The organism is Telluria sp. ZT3P26 (assembly GCF_059686035.1).
Genome location: NZ_JCASII010000003.1, coordinates 247,286 through 260,929, shown reverse-complemented (window position 1 = coordinate 260,929; position 13,644 = coordinate 247,286). Strand labels below are relative to the sequence as shown.

Sequence of the window (13,644 nt, the reverse complement as noted above, 5' to 3'; positions counted from 1 at the left end):
CCCTCGACGTTCATACCAAGGAGTTTCACCATGGATCCACTGCCTCGCGGGCAGTCGTCACGCCGCATCCGCATGCCCGGCCTGCCGCTTGCACCCACCTTGCTGCTACCACTGCTATTGGCCGGTTGCGGCGGCGGCAATGCCGAATCGCCTGTTGCCGTCATGCAGAACGCCAGCGCCAGCCTGTTCAGGACCGTGGCCGGTGTTTTCGCCGGCACCGAGACAGCGCTGACCCCGGTCAAGGCCCAGGCCACGTCGGCCGAGCGGCCCGATCTCGATGGCCCGGCGGCGATCGACCATGATGCCGGCACGCGCTGGGGCAGCCGCTTCACCGATGATGAATCGCTGACGCTTGACTACGGAGCGACGCAGACCATCACGCGCGTGCGGATTGACTGGGAAGCGGCCCACGCCAGCGCCTACCTGCTGCAGGTATCCGAGGACGGCGGCAGCTGGACCACGATCAAGACCGTCACCGACAGCGTTGGCGGCACGGAAGATTTCACGGGCCTGAACGGCCAGGGTCGCTACCTGCGCGTGAAAGGCGTCAAGCGCGCCGGCCAGTATGGCTATTCGATCCTAGAGATCCAGGCGTTTACCGGCACCCCGGCTGCGCCCAGCCCCAGCCCGGAGCAACCAGCGCCACAGTTACCGGTCGACCTCACCCGCCCCGGCGTGGCGGTCAAGCCCGTCGCTGCGACGTCGTCGACGCCCGAGAACGGCGGCATGGCGGCCGGCATGGCCATCGACGGCAAGCCCGGCACGCGCTGGTCGAGCCGGGCGGAAGACGGCGCCTGGATCCAGGTCGATTTCGGCGCGCCCACCGCCATCGGCTACATGAAGCTGACCTGGGAACAATCGTACGGCAAGGTCTACACGGTGCTCACGTCGAACGACGGCGTGGCCTGGACGCAGCTGCGCCATGTCGGCACCGGCAAGGGCGGCGTCGAGGAATTCTTCAACCTGGGCTTCCAGGCCCGCTACCTTCGCCTGCAGGGCGTGGCGCGCGCCACGCAGTACGGCTATTCGCTGTTCGAAGTCGAATTCAAGTCGCCGGGCAGCGACAACACGCTGCCCGATGCACCGACGTCGGCCGTGGCATTCCCGGCCAATGGTGGCGCGCTGAGCCCGCTGCCGGGGACGGCGGAGCCGATCGAATCGCTGCAATTCACACTGGCGGACGGCACGCTGGTCACGCGCTTCGGCGCCCGCGGCCTGGCGCGCCATGGCCGCGAGCGGGGCGAAGACTGGAACGAGATCGGCTACGGCCCCAATGACACCGTCGACCCGGCCACCGGCCTGCCGCTCGACAAGGGCCCGGGCAACTACCTGACGTTCGTGCCGCAGTACCACAAGAACCGCACCTGGGGCGTGGAGATCATCGACAACAGCCGCGTCGCGGGCGTCAAGCAACCGATGCTGGTCGTGAACCAGTACACGACGGTCGACTTCCTCAAGGGCGGCGTTGCCTTCTTCCGCCAGTTCGACGAGCCAAACTCCACCGGCTATGGCTGGATGCGGCCGGGTGAACTGGTCGACAACGACATCCCGATCTGCAAGCCGACGCCCTACCCGCAGAACAACCGGCTGGCCAGCGCCAATGGCATCAATGGCGGTTGCACCTTGCTGGTCAAGGATTACCCGGGCCACAGCGAACTCAATAGTGACGGCTTCCGGACGGGCCGCAGCGTGCCGGGGCGGCCCCTCGTCAAGGGCGACATCATCGAAGTCTCGCCGTCGTACTTCACCACGCGCGAGGCCTTGGGCGCGCTGGGCGACACGGGCGGCATCCGCTACTACTCGCAGGAGTGGAGCTACGTGGTTGGCCAGGGCCTGCGCCCGTGGTACGGCGTGCAGCCACGCCTGAACTCGGTGCCGCTGCCGGACGAGGTGCTGTCCGGTGGCATCGGTTCAGTGTCGTACAACTACAGCGACAACGGCCTGTTCATGTTCCAGCAGCCGCACAACAACGTCGGCATGCAGAACATGCAGCGCTTCGTCGAAGGCCGCCGCCTGCTGCACACCAACTTCACCACCGGCGAGCACAATGAAGCGGGCAACGACCGGTATGCCGCGGCAGTGGGCCTGCAGGGCAGCCGCTTCAACCAGTCGGCCTGTATCGCCTGCCACGTCGGCAATGGCCGCAGCCCGGCGCCGGCGGCGATCAACCAGCGCCTCGATGGCATGGCGGTGCGCGTGGCGCGCGTCGGCCCGCAAGGCCAGCAACTACCGCACCCGACCTATGGCACCACGGTGCAGATGAATGCAATCTCCAGCAACGGCACGCCGCAGAACTGGGGCACCGGGGTGCGCGTGACGGGCTTCGACACCCGCGTGGTCCAGCTGGCGGACGGCACGAACGTCGAGCTGCGCAAGCCGACCATCGCATTCGATGGCCCGGTGCCGGAGACCGTCTCGCTGCGCGCGGCCCAGCCGATGATCGGTACCGGCCTGCTCGAGGCCATTCCCGAAGCCGACATCCTGGCGCGCGTGCGCTCGAACCCGGACGGCGACGGTGTGCGCGGCACGGCCAACTTCGTGTTCGATCCGGAAAGCGGCGCCGTGCGCCTGGGCCGCTTCGGCTGGAAAGCGTCGAAGGCCACGCTGCGCCACCAGGCCGCATCGGCGCTGCTGGCCGACATGGCCGTGACCTCGCCCGTCTACCCGAGCCTCTCGTGCGATGCCAACCCGGCCGCCTGCACCACCGCGCCGCGCCAGCGCGGGATCTCGGAAGCGGAGCTGCAGTCGATCTCCAACTACCTGGCGCTGCTGGCCGTACCGGCCCAGCGCAGCCTGGCCAGCGGCTTCCCGAAAGGCGTCGCGCCACTTGACGAGCACCGGGTCGATACGCGCCAGGTCGCCACGGGCCAGAAGCTGTTCGAGACGATGCGCTGCGTGGCCTGCCACACGGCGTCGATGAAGACCGGTGCGAATCACCAGTTTGCCGAACTGCGTGACCAGACCATCCGGCCGTACACCGACCTGCTGCTGCACGACATGGGCCCGGGCCTGGCGGACAACTACGTCGAAGGCCAGGCCACCGGCAACATGTGGCGCACCGCCCCGCTGTGGGGCATCGGCTACAGCGACAAGGTGATGGGCAAGGACGGCAAGGTCGGCTACCTGCATGACGGCCGCGCACGCACCCTGAGCGAAGCCATCCTGTGGCACGACGGCGAAGCCGCCGCCGCGCGCAAGCGCTTCGAGAAGCTGGCGACAACCGAACGCGAGGCGCTGCTGGCCTTCCTGCGCTCGCTGTAATGTCACATCCGCTGTGACGACGGCGCCGGGTTCGCAGCCCGGCGCTTTTTTTCGCCTCGCCCATTCTGCACTGCAAAAGCCGGGGTCAGGTCTGACATTTGGACACGGTCTCGACCATAAAGCCGCATAAAGCCGGGGTCAGGTCTGACATTTGGACACGGTCTCGACAATTGGGTAGTTGAAACCAGCTGGACCGGGCCATGCTCATGCTGGTCAAGACACCATTAACCGTGGCTCAGGCTGAGGCCGTGTCCGAATGTCAGACCTGACCCCGGCTGTACTATTCAGGCAGCGCTTGCTCCAGCGCCAAGCCGGCAAGGCGGGCGGTTGCCAGCAGGCGCTCCACGCTGTGGCCGTTGCGGGACTGCGCGGACAGCCCCGTCATTGTCGCGCTGACGAAGTCCGCCAGATATTCGGCCTGGTCCGGATAGCGCTGCGCGATATAGCTGCGTATGACGCCCTCCGCTGCGCTGTGCACGCGCCGGGCCGCGCAGAAGGCTTGCGCGTCCTTGGTGTGAATCCCTTCGAGCACCAGGCAGCCGGCAGCCTCCGGATCGGCGCCATACCGGCGCGCCGCTTCCTCCAGCACCGCTTTGAGGCAGGCTGCGACGGGGCGATCCGCTACCAGCAGCGTCTCCAGTGGAATCGTACCGGTGCTGCCATAGCGCACGAGGATGCGTTCATACAGCTCGGCTTTACTACCGAATGCGGCGTAGAAACTGGGCGGATTGATGCCCAGCGCCTGCGTGATGTCGCTGATGCCGACCGCATCGTAGCCGCGCGCATGAAACAGCTGCTGGGCACTGGCGACCGCCTGGTCGATGTCGAAGTTACGGGGACGTCCCCGCGGCTTAACTATATCTGTAGTCATTCTTACATAATCCTTGACGAACAATTTTAGGCGGCTATATTATGTAACTCATCTTACATTAATCAACAGGGAGTGTCTCATGTCGTCGTTTCAGGGAAAGTCGGTATTGGTTCTGGGTGGCAGCCGGGGCATCGGTGCGGCGATCGTCCGCCGCTTCGCTGCCGAAGGTGCGCTGGTCACGTTCACCTACGGTCAGTCCGCGCCAGCAGCGCACGAGCTGGCGGCTGCCACGGGCAGCAAGGCGGTCATGACGGACAGTGCCGACCGCGATGCCGTCATCGCGCAGGTACGCGCGAGCGGGCCGCTGGACATCCTGGTCGTGAACGCCGGCATCGCACTCTTCGGCGATGCGCTCGACCAGGACCCGGACGCCATTGACCGGCTGTTCCGGATCAATGTGCATGCGCCCTATCACGCTGCGGTGGAAGCGGCGCGGCAGATGCCGGAAGGCGGCCGCATCATCGTGATCGGGTCGGTCAATGGCGACCGGATGCCGGTGGCGGGCATGGCTTCCTACGCACTGAGCAAGTCCGCCCTCCAGGGAATGGCACGCGGGCTCGCGCGGGACTTCGGCCCGCGCGGTATCACGATCAACGTTGTCCAGCCTGGGCCGATCGATACCGATGCAAACCCGGCCGATGGCCCGATGAAAGACCTCATGCACAGCTTCATGGCCATCAAGCGCTTCGGGCGGGCCGACGAGGTTGCGGGCATGGTCGCCTGGCTGGCCGGACCGGAGGCTGGATTCGTCACCGGGTCCATGCACACCATCGACGGCGCATTCGGCGCCTGATTTCTGACACCGGCAGGCAGCGTCTGGAATCAGGCCTTCCGGGATGCCACCGGTTTCTCTTGGTTCCGCCGCCGATTGAATATATACTTCGTATACGATTCATATAACGGAGTATGTCCATGGGCATTGTCAATATCGACGGCGACCTGCACGACCAGGTCCGGCTGGCCACCAAGGTGTCGTGCCGCTCCATCAACGCGCAGGCCGCATTCTGGCTCAAGGTCGGCATGCTGGCCGAGACCAATCCATCGCTCAGCTTCAACGAGATCATGGCGCGCGAACTGGCTGCCGCCGGCGTGGCGGTGCCGCCGCTCGTCACGGGGTTGCGCGTCGCATGACCAAGCAACCGCATGAACTGGCGCTGATGGCCGAATCGGGACGCCTGCTGGCGTCGGTATTCGGCATGCTCGATGGCCTGCCGCTCGCGGGCATGACCACGCTCGACGTCGATACGCTGGTCGAGCGCTTCATCGTCGACGAGCTGCACGCGCGCCCGGCCAGCAAGGGCCAGTACGATTACGGGTTCGTGTTGAACGCCTCGATCAACCACGTGGTCTGCCACGGCGTGCCCAACACGCGCGATGTACTCAGGGACGGCGACATCGTCAACTTCGACATCACGCTCGAAAAAGACGGCTTCATTGCCGACTCCAGCAAGACGTATCTGGTCGGCGATGTCGATCTGGCGGCAAAGCGCCTCGTGCAGACGACCTACGAGGCACTGTGGAAAGGCATCCGCGCCGTGCGGCCAGGCGCGCACCTGGGCGACATCGGCGCGGCGATCGAGCGCCATGCGAAGCGCAATGGGTGTTCGGTCGTGCGCGAATACTGCGGCCATGGCATCGGGCGCGAGATGCACGAAGAACCGCAGGTGCTGCACTTCGGCGCCAGGGGCACGGGGCTGATACTGGTCGAAGGCATGGTGTTTACGATCGAACCGATGCTCAATCGTGGCGGGCGCAGCGTGCGCACCGAAGACGATGGCTGGACCGTGGTGACGCGCGACGGTTCACTGTCGGCGCAGTTCGAACACACAGTGGCGGTGACAAAGACCGGGGTGGCGGTGTTGACGCTGCGGCCTGAAGAAGCCGCAATGATTCTGGCCTGAACGCGCAGGCTTAAAACACCAGCATGCGCCAGCCGGGCGCGCTGCCCTGCTCGACGAACGTGACCATGCCTTCAACGCCGGCGCATTGCGGCATCAGCGCAGCGAGGTCTGCACCCAGGGCGCTCAATGCCTGACTGCAGGCGCGGATTTCGACACCCAGATCAACCGTCGCATCCAGGTGCCGCGCGACCGTCCAGCGGTCTGCACCAAAGCCGGTCAGGCGCGCGCTGTGCTCACGCAGCAGCCACGCGACCGACTGATTCGTAAACAACATCTTGACGGGCATGTCGAGCGCCGCTGCCGCCTGCGCCGTCATGAACGGCGTCGTCAATGCCTCGGGCCGGGTCAGGTCGCACGACCAGACCATGATCGCCAGACCCGCCGGCGCTGAATTCACGGCTTGATCCAGTCATCGACCGGCTCGAGCCGCATGCGCCGCTCGGCCTGTTCAAAGAGATCGGCGCCATGCGCCAGCTGCGCGCGGTCGCGCTCCCAGTCGCTGGCCTGGATCACGGAAATCCAGCCGGCACCGTACGGGTCCTGGTGAATCAGTTCGGGCGTTTCTTCCAGCGCTGTATTGATCTCGACAATCGTGCCGGCCACCGGCGTCTTGATCGTCACGACCGTCTTGCTCAGCTCCACGACACCCACCGTCTTGCCCTGCTCGACCTCGTTCCCTACGGGTTTTGGGCGGCACATGTAGAAATGGTTGCCGCTGATCTGGACACCGAACGCACTCACGCCCACCTGCATGCGGCCGTCACCCAGCGGACGGCACCACATATCATTGTCGAGGTCGAAATAGCAGTCGTCCGGATAGTCGAAGCCGAGGATGATCATAGGAATGTGTCAAACAGATAGGATGGCGGAAGGATGCGGGAGTCGAACCCACCCGGCGACGCATGGCGCCACCAACTGGGTTTGAAGCCCAGCCGCCCCACCAGGGACGATTTCCTTCCGTTGGTACAGTATTTTACCTTGAATCAGAAGTTCCAGCCATCTCGAGCGAATGATCCAAGTACGAGGGGTCATTGAAGTAAGTTATCCAGTTGGATCATTAAAAAGAGCCGAGTCACCTAGACACAATGACTCCCTTGGTACACCTATACTAAGCAAAGTGCAATAGAAATTGGGTATCATCATGCTCAAGGGCATAACTTAATCTACAAAATTATCTCTTTTGGGCCTATAGCCGTGAACTACCGGACTACCGGACTACCGGCCATATACGTTCCGAAATATCCGAGCAACATATTTCAACACCAGTCCTGCTGCGCATATCCACATGCCAGTGCGGAGCTAGGGCAAACACACCGACAGGGAATTAACTACCAACTCGTATTTGTAGCTTGCGTCGTCACGTAAGTATCGCTATTGTAGCGATTATTTCAAAAAAGAATTTAGGGCAACACCATGATAACATCTCAAACAATTACAGAGTATCTAGATAACTACCGTAACAAAGCAACTGTGGTTCGAGAAATTCATTCGAGCATTGCCGAAAAAAAGAGGCGGTCAGATTTGCGGCACACGCTTATGACGATTATCTTAGGCGCAACATTTACGTTCGCAGGATTCATGGGCGCGGATCGCATCTTTGATTCACTAGTCACTTCCGATTCTAAAAAAATATCCTCACAGAACACCACGTACAACAACGGCCGAGAGCAAATTGATCTAATTCAGATGCCTGGCCAACCAACTAGAGATAATTTTGCATCAAGCGGCACTACTCAAAACTCTTCATTAAATGCGATTGAGCCAACGATTGCAAACCGCGAAATTAAGTCAGATGATCAAGATGTCGAAATCAACGGTCATTCAAAGAACGGCTTCATTCTACTTTTTAGTGTAGCAGCCTTAGCGCTGTTCATAGTTTCGACGTTGAATCTCATTTACAGATGGAAAGAAGACCATCTTTCTCATTTCCAAGGTGTAGTGAAGCTGACAGCGTACATAAATTGGATTGACGAACTTAAATTTATCGGGATTGATCAAAACGACGTCTACACTCTCAAGCGCATTAGAGATCGTTATCAGTCAATTGTAGAAGCTTTACCGCCAAACAACGTGAAAGATTACATTCGAGCAAAGTCTTCTTTGTTAAGTAAAAAAAAGGTTGCGCAGAGCTTAGACACTAAGATTACGAGAAATTCGAGTGCGGCTGTGGGTGCGTGTGCGTGTGCGTGTGCGTGTGCGTGTGCGTGCATGTACACCTGCGATTGCAAATGTACGCGTGTAGGTGCAAGTGCATGCACGGGTGCGGGTGAGTGCAAGTGCAAGTGCAAGTGCAAGTGCAAGTGCAAATGTACGTGTGTAGGTGCGAGTGCGTGTACGGATATGGGTGCGGGTGCGGGTGCGGGTGTTGGTACGGGTGTTGGTGTTGGTACGGGTGTTGGTGTTGGTGCACGTGCGAACGTAAATGTCGATGCAAATTTCGACGATGACTTTAAATTTGTCAATAACCTTATAAAAGAATCCTCGCTGATCATTACGGTTCTTACTCATCTTAGAGAAATAGATGGACGACTCTGGCTAGGAGGGGGCTCCATTCGCAATCATATCTGGGATCAACTCACTGGACGCATAACCCCTCTGGATGACTTTGACATAGTTTATTTTGATGCTGATAAGCTAGATCCAGCCTACGATAGAGAACTAGAACGTATCTTGACTCGAAAAATTCCGGCCAAAATAAAAATTTCAGTCAAAAACCAGGCAAGAATGCATTTACTAAATGATGAGCCGGCGACTCAATCGCTGCAGGCAGCGATTTCACAATGGCCTGAAACCGCTACCGCAATCGCCATTCAACTTAATGAAAAAAATGAAATTTTTGCGATCGCCCCTTATGGATTCCGAGATTTACTTCAGATGGTGGTTTCCCCAACGCCTTACCATGATGCTCATCGAACATCTTATGAGGCGAGAAAGAATTCTAAAAAATGGAACTCTATCTGGCCGGAGCTGTCGATAAAATCATAAGAGGATTTAAGTTCTTTACGAAATAGCAAGTAAAAAGTAGCAATAGGGGCATCCACAAGGTGCTAGAGCGGACGCATATCGTTAAACAATGCAGTTCCCGGTCGAAGCAGGTGCGCGTCACCCACCCGCCGCAGCAGTCCGATGCGATCAAAGAACTCCAGGATCTGGATCGCGCGCTTGCGTCCCAGGCCCGTCAGGTCGCGGAACCGCGCGGCCGTGACCTGGCCACCCGCCTCCTCCGCCGCCAGTTTTCGGGCCAGCGCCGCCAGCTCGTGCATCACAGCCGGATGATAGAACAGGTCCTTGACCACCTGGTACACGTCGCCGCCGCGCGCCATGCGGCCCAGCACCTGGCGCACCTGCGCTTCAGGCAACCGGGCTTGCAGCGCGATATCGCGCACCCACGGCGGATCGAAGCGCCCTTCGCGCAGCATCGGCAGCGCGTGCTCGGCCACGATCTGTTCGGCCGCGCGCAAGGCGACGCCATGTTCGGGCAAATGCAGGAAGCCATTGCGGCGGGCGAGCACGCCGGCCGCGATCATGTGGCTTGTGAGCTGCAGCCACAGCGCCTCGGGCATGCGCGGCGCGGCCAGGCGGCGGGCGCGCTGGACGTCGGGGCCGATTTCGTCCGGATACGTGTCGTGGAAGTCGCGCAAGGCGGCCAGCAGGCCGGCCTGCGCCTCGTCCAGACGCGCGCGGGCGATCAGCCACTCGCCGCCGGCACCGACGACGATGTCCGGCACCGTCGTCAGGTCGAACGGCCAGCGCGCCAGGCCGCTGCTGCGCAGCCAGGTCGCGCCATTCACGCCGTACTGCGCCTGCGCCAGCGCGCCCAGCAAGCGGGTTAGCGGCTGATCGGCGCGCTGCGTGTCCAGATACGCCAGGCGCTCGGGCGTCTGCCGGTAACGGATCGGGCCCAGCGGATCGAGCACTTGGCCACCGGCCACCGTGCGCACCGCCGACGCATCGCGCAGGATGAAACGGTCGCCATGCCAGACATTGGCCGGCTTGTGCAGCACCAGCTGGGCCGGTGCGCCGGCACCCGGCGCGATCGATGGCTGGCCCAGCACGGCCACCGTCGCCAGGCAATCCTGCGTCGCTGCGTGCAGGTGCACGAGCGTGCCGGAACGCAGCGCCTTGTCTTCGGTGGCGGCGACCTGCAGCCAGACATCGATCCGCTGCGTGCTCAAGGCGATGGCCGGATCGCACAGCACCTGGCCGCGCAGTTCGTCCGTGCGTTCCATGCCCGCCAGGCCAACGGCGCAGCGCTGGCCCGCCTGGGCCACCTGCGCCACGCGGCTGTGCACCTGCAGGCTGCGAACGCGGTAGGTGTCGTCCGGCGAGGCTGCCAGCGACAACGCGTCGCCAATCGTCACGCCGCCTGCCGAGACGCTACCGGCCACCACGGTGCCGACGCCATCGAGCGTGAATGCGCGGTCCAGGCCCATGCGGAAACCCGCTCCTTCCACGCCGTCGCCCGGCGCGTGCGCCAGTGCGTCGACGAGATCGGCGCGCAAGGCGTCGATACCATCGCCGCGCACGCTCGAGACGTGCAGCACCGGGTAATCATCCAGCCCGCTGCTGGCCAGCAGCGCGCGTACGCGTGCTTCGGTCTCGGCAACGCGCGCCGGCTCCACGCGGTCGATCTTGGTGATCACGGCCGCGCCACGCCGTACGCCCAGCAGCGACAGGATCGTCGCGTGTTCGATCGTCTGCGGCATCGGGCCGTCGTCCGCTGCAATGAGCAGCAAGCCGAAGTCGATGCCGCTGGCACCGGCCACCATCGTGCGCACGAGCTTTTCGTGGCCCGGCACGTCGACAAAGCCGATGCGGCGGCCGTCTTCCAGTGGCATCCAGGCGTAGCCCAGCTCGATGGTGATGCCGCGCCGTTTTTCTTCCGGCAGCCGGTCAGCGTCGATACCTGTCAGTGCGCGCACCAGCGCCGTCTTGCCGTGGTCGATATGGCCTGCAGTACCGACGATCATGCAGCGTCTCCGATGATGGCCAGGCGGAGCCCGGCCAATTGATTGATGACCTCGTTCGGATCGTCGACGCAGCGGCAGTCGAGCAGCACACGGTCTTCGGCAATGCGGCCGATGACCGGTGCCGGCAGGCCGCGCAGCGCGTCCGACAGCGCGTCGAGCGCCGTGCCCATGCCACGCTTGCCGGACAGGACCGGAGCGATCGCCAGCCCGCACGACGGCAGGCGATCGATCGGGAGCGAACCCGAGCCGATCTGGCTCAGCATCGGTTCGAGCGTCACCGTATAGCGCGGCGCCAGCGCAGCGCGCAGCGGTTCCAGGATCGCGTTTGCGGCCACCGCCACCTGCTCCTCTGTGCGGGTCAGCCAGCGCAGCGTCGGCAATTCATGCACCAGCAGTTCCGGCTGCAGGTACAGCTGCAGGGTTGCTTCCAGCGCCGCCAGCGGCAGCTTGGACAGGCGCAGCGCGCGCTTCATCGGGAATTTGCGGATGCGCCCGATGTGTTCGCGCGTGCCGACGATCAGGCCGGCCTGCGGGCCACCCAGCAGTTTGTCGCCGGAGAACATGACCACGTCGCAGCCATCCGCCAGCATCTGCTGCGGCGTCGGCTCCTGCGGCAAGCCGTATTTGCCCATGTCGATCAGCGAACCGCTGCCCAGGTCCGACACCAGCGCCACGCCGCGGGCACGGGCCAATGGCGCCAGTTCGGCCTCAGGCACCGCACTGGTAAAGCCCTGCACCATGTAATTGCTGGTGTGGACCTTGATCAGCATCGCCGTGCGCTCGGTGATCGCGCGCTCGTAGTCCGCCAGATGGGTGCGGTTGGTGGTGCCCACTTCGACCATGGTCGCGCCGGCACTGTCCATCACGTCCGGCATGCGGAAGGCGCCGCCGATTTCGACCAGTTCGCCGCGCGAGATGATCGCTTCACGCCCGCCGCTCAGTGCAGCCAGCGACAGCAATACCGCCGCAGCATTGTTGTTGACGACCGTCGCCGCTTCGGCGCCGGTGATTTCGCACAGCAGGCCTTCGACGATGCTGTCGCGATCGCCCCGTGAGCCAGTGTCGAGGTTGTATTCGAGATTGTTCGGGCCAGCCATCATGGCCGTCAGGTGGCGGATCGCCACGTCCGGCAGCACCGAACGGCCCAGGTTCGTGTGAATGACCGTGCCGGTCAGGTTGATCACGCGGCGCATGCGCGGCGCCATCCGCGCAGCGACGCGCTCGGCCAGCGCCTGGCCCAGTGCCTCGGGCGCCAGGGCGCTTTGCGCCAGCACGCCGGCCAGCGCCTGCGCGCGCAGGTCGTCGACCAGCGCGCGCGCCTGCCCGGCGACCAGCGTGTGGCCGTGGGCGGACAGCTGCACCTGCACCGATGGCAGACGCAGCAGTTTATCGATCGAAGGCAACTCCTTGACTGTCGCCTTCGAGCCGTGGACCACGGACTCGCTGAGCGACATGATCAATTACTCCGGTTCGATGGTGGTGCACTGATCGATTCGACCGGTGCTTCCTCGCCACCCGACAGCAGCAGCAGGTTGACGCCATGCGCCTCGTAGCCCGCTTCGGACACCAGGATGTCCAGCGTCAGCGACGCCAGGTCGTCGGCCACCGGATCGACATTGAGCTCACGCTCCATGCGCACGATCTTGATGTAGTGGTGGCACTCGTCGCACGTTTCGGCTTGCACCGATGCCTGCGACGCGTCCTGCACCGCGCCATCGGTCGCCAGCGCCTCGAGTGAGTGGTAGTGGATGCCCTTGGTGCTTTCGCAGTGGCTGCACTTGACCCGCACCATATGCCACTGCGCCGAGCACAGCGAGCAATGCAGATAGCGGAAGTTGCTGCCGGTCTGGTCGACGCGCGTGATCGACGACGTCGGCAGGCTGCCGCAGCATGGGCAGGTCGTCATGTCGAGCGTGCGGCCATACGGCTGCTGGCGCGCCGCGCCATACGCTTCCTGGATCGCCAGGACCATATTCGTCCAGTACACCTGCAGACCGGCCGCCACCAGCGGTGCGGCGCTCATGTCCAGGCCCGCCGCGCCTTGCAGCAGCAGTTCGGCCTGGCCTTCGAGATGGTCGTCGCCTAGAGCCAGCAGGGCCTGCACGGCCGCTTGCGCCGGGCTGCCCGCCAGGCGCGGGACCAGGAGTTCCAGCATGCGGCGCATCGCGCTGCGCCAGACCGGATCGCGCGGCCACAGCGGCGCCGGGACCGGTGCCTGGGCGGCACGTGCGGCAGCGGCCAGGTCGTCCAGCGTCGGCAGCGTGACGGTGGGGTAATCCTGCAGGACTTCGTGCTGCACCGCGGCCAGCTCGGCGGCAAACAGTAAAAAGTCGTGCATCGCGTGCCCCGGCGCCAGCTGGCGCAGACGGGTGGCACGGGCAGAGAACAACTCGCGGCGCACCGGGAGTTGGATATACGGCATTTGCTCGCCAGCCCGGACAGCGATTTCTTCGGGGCTGAGCAGCTTTGAGGCTTTGGTAATGCTCATGGAAAGGATGCTTCCTATTGAATTCTTGCAACGGCAATACGGTTCAAGCTGCTAAAGAACGTCGTTCCCGCGGAGGCGGGAACCCCAGTGTGCCAGCGAATCGAACCGCATGCACACCGAGGTTCCCACCTGCGCGGGAACGACGGTTTTGAA

General features: G+C 63.1%; 11 protein-coding genes and 1 tRNA gene. 5 read left to right on the top strand and 7 right to left on the bottom strand.

Going from position 1 to position 13,644, the window contains the following annotated elements; all coding sequences use genetic code 11:
* Positions 1-30 precede the first annotated feature (30 nt).
* Entirely contained in the window at positions 31-3,261 is a 3,231-nt protein-coding gene (locus AC56LN_RS11880) for a di-heme oxidoredictase family protein (RefSeq protein ID WP_499571911.1), read from the top strand.
* Positions 3,262-3,541: 280 nt separating this feature from the next.
* On the opposite strand, the gene AC56LN_RS11875 is transcribed toward AC56LN_RS11880, so the two are convergent.
* Positions 3,542-4,132 carry a TetR/AcrR family transcriptional regulator gene (locus AC56LN_RS11875; protein WP_499571910.1) on the bottom strand — a complete coding sequence of 197 codons (591 nt, stop codon included), beginning with the start codon at positions 4,130-4,132 and terminating at the stop codon, positions 3,542-3,544.
* A gap of 79 nt (positions 4,133-4,211) precedes the next feature.
* Here AC56LN_RS11875 and bdcA point away from each other — a divergent pair, with 79 nt between their 5' ends.
* The 3 genes from bdcA (at position 4,212) to map (ending at position 6,033) form a co-directional block, all read left to right on the top strand.
* Complete coding sequence (bdcA, locus tag AC56LN_RS11870) at positions 4,212-4,925, top strand: SDR family oxidoreductase (RefSeq protein ID WP_499571908.1); 714 nt, start codon at positions 4,212-4,214, stop codon at positions 4,923-4,925.
* Positions 4,926-5,044: 119 nt separating this feature from the next.
* Positions 5,045-5,263: a ParD-like family protein gene (locus tag AC56LN_RS11865; RefSeq protein ID WP_183552352.1), complete on the top strand. Its 219-nt coding sequence runs from the start codon at positions 5,045-5,047 to the stop codon at positions 5,261-5,263.
* A complete protein-coding gene (map, locus tag AC56LN_RS11860) occupies positions 5,260-6,033 on the top strand; it encodes a type I methionyl aminopeptidase (RefSeq protein ID WP_499571906.1) in 774 nt (257 codons plus the stop codon). The genes AC56LN_RS11865 and map overlap by 4 nt, the downstream gene beginning before the upstream one ends.
* A gap of 10 nt (positions 6,034-6,043) precedes the next feature.
* Here the strand turns inward: map and AC56LN_RS11855 are convergent, their stop codons facing one another.
* The 3 genes from AC56LN_RS11855 to AC56LN_RS11845 all read right to left on the bottom strand — a co-directional run bounded on the left by AC56LN_RS11855 (position 6,044) and on the right by AC56LN_RS11845 (position 6,992).
* Positions 6,044-6,430, bottom strand: a complete 387-nt coding sequence (locus AC56LN_RS11855; RefSeq protein ID WP_499571904.1) for a DsrE family protein — start codon at positions 6,428-6,430, stop codon at positions 6,044-6,046.
* Positions 6,427-6,873 (bottom strand): glycine cleavage system protein H, encoded by a 447-nt coding sequence (locus tag AC56LN_RS11850; RefSeq protein ID WP_499571903.1) that lies wholly within the window; start codon positions 6,871-6,873, stop codon positions 6,427-6,429. Before AC56LN_RS11850 ends, AC56LN_RS11855 begins: the two co-directional genes overlap by 4 nt.
* Positions 6,874-6,896: 23 nt before the next feature.
* Positions 6,897-6,992, bottom strand: a tRNA-Sec gene (locus tag AC56LN_RS11845).
* Positions 6,993-7,446: 454 nt separating this feature from the next.
* Here AC56LN_RS11845 and AC56LN_RS11840 point away from each other — a divergent pair.
* The gene (locus AC56LN_RS11840) at positions 7,447-9,018 is read left to right on the top strand and encodes a nucleotidyltransferase family protein (protein ID WP_499571901.1); all 1,572 of its coding nucleotides are present in this window, start codon (positions 7,447-7,449) and stop codon (positions 9,016-9,018) included.
* 62 nt (positions 9,019-9,080) lie between these two features.
* On the opposite strand, the gene selB is transcribed toward AC56LN_RS11840, so the two are convergent.
* Genes selB through fdhE form a run of 3 tightly spaced genes read right to left on the bottom strand, consistent with a single transcriptional unit; the run spans position 9,081 to position 13,491 of the window.
* A complete protein-coding gene (selB, locus tag AC56LN_RS11835; protein ID WP_499571900.1) occupies positions 9,081-11,003 on the bottom strand; it encodes a selenocysteine-specific translation elongation factor in 1,923 nt (640 codons plus the stop codon).
* Positions 11,000-12,457: an L-seryl-tRNA(Sec) selenium transferase gene (gene selA / locus AC56LN_RS11830; RefSeq protein WP_499571899.1), complete on the bottom strand. Its 1,458-nt coding sequence runs from the start codon at positions 12,455-12,457 to the stop codon at positions 11,000-11,002. Before selA ends, selB begins: the two co-directional genes overlap by 4 nt.
* 2 nt (positions 12,458-12,459) lie before the next feature.
* Positions 12,460-13,491 carry a formate dehydrogenase accessory protein FdhE gene (gene fdhE / locus AC56LN_RS11825; RefSeq protein ID WP_482898747.1) on the bottom strand — a complete coding sequence of 344 codons (1,032 nt, stop codon included), beginning with the start codon at positions 13,489-13,491 and terminating at the stop codon, positions 12,460-12,462.
* Between the last annotated feature and the right edge of the window lie 153 nt (positions 13,492-13,644).

Coding starts and splice junctions, on each gene's coding strand:
- AC56LN_RS11880 (WP_499571911.1), top strand. CDS start 31: ATGGATCCACTGCCTCGCGGGCAGTCGTCACGCCGCATCCGCATGCCC.
- AC56LN_RS11875 (WP_499571910.1), bottom strand. CDS start 4,132: ATGACTACAGATATAGTTAAGCCGCGGGGACGTCCCCGTAACTTCGAC.
- bdcA (WP_499571908.1), top strand. CDS start 4,212: ATGTCGTCGTTTCAGGGAAAGTCGGTATTGGTTCTGGGTGGCAGCCGG.
- AC56LN_RS11865 (WP_183552352.1), top strand. CDS start 5,045: ATGGGCATTGTCAATATCGACGGCGACCTGCACGACCAGGTCCGGCTG.
- map (WP_499571906.1), top strand. CDS start 5,260: ATGACCAAGCAACCGCATGAACTGGCGCTGATGGCCGAATCGGGACGC.
- AC56LN_RS11850 (WP_499571903.1), bottom strand. CDS start 6,873: ATGATCATCCTCGGCTTCGACTATCCGGACGACTGCTATTTCGACCTC.
- AC56LN_RS11840 (WP_499571901.1), top strand. CDS start 7,447: ATGATAACATCTCAAACAATTACAGAGTATCTAGATAACTACCGTAAC.
- selB (WP_499571900.1), bottom strand. CDS start 11,003: ATGATCGTCGGTACTGCAGGCCATATCGACCACGGCAAGACGGCGCTG.
- selA (WP_499571899.1), bottom strand. CDS start 12,457: ATGTCGCTCAGCGAGTCCGTGGTCCACGGCTCGAAGGCGACAGTCAAG.
- fdhE (WP_482898747.1), bottom strand. CDS start 13,491: ATGAGCATTACCAAAGCCTCAAAGCTGCTCAGCCCCGAAGAAATCGCT.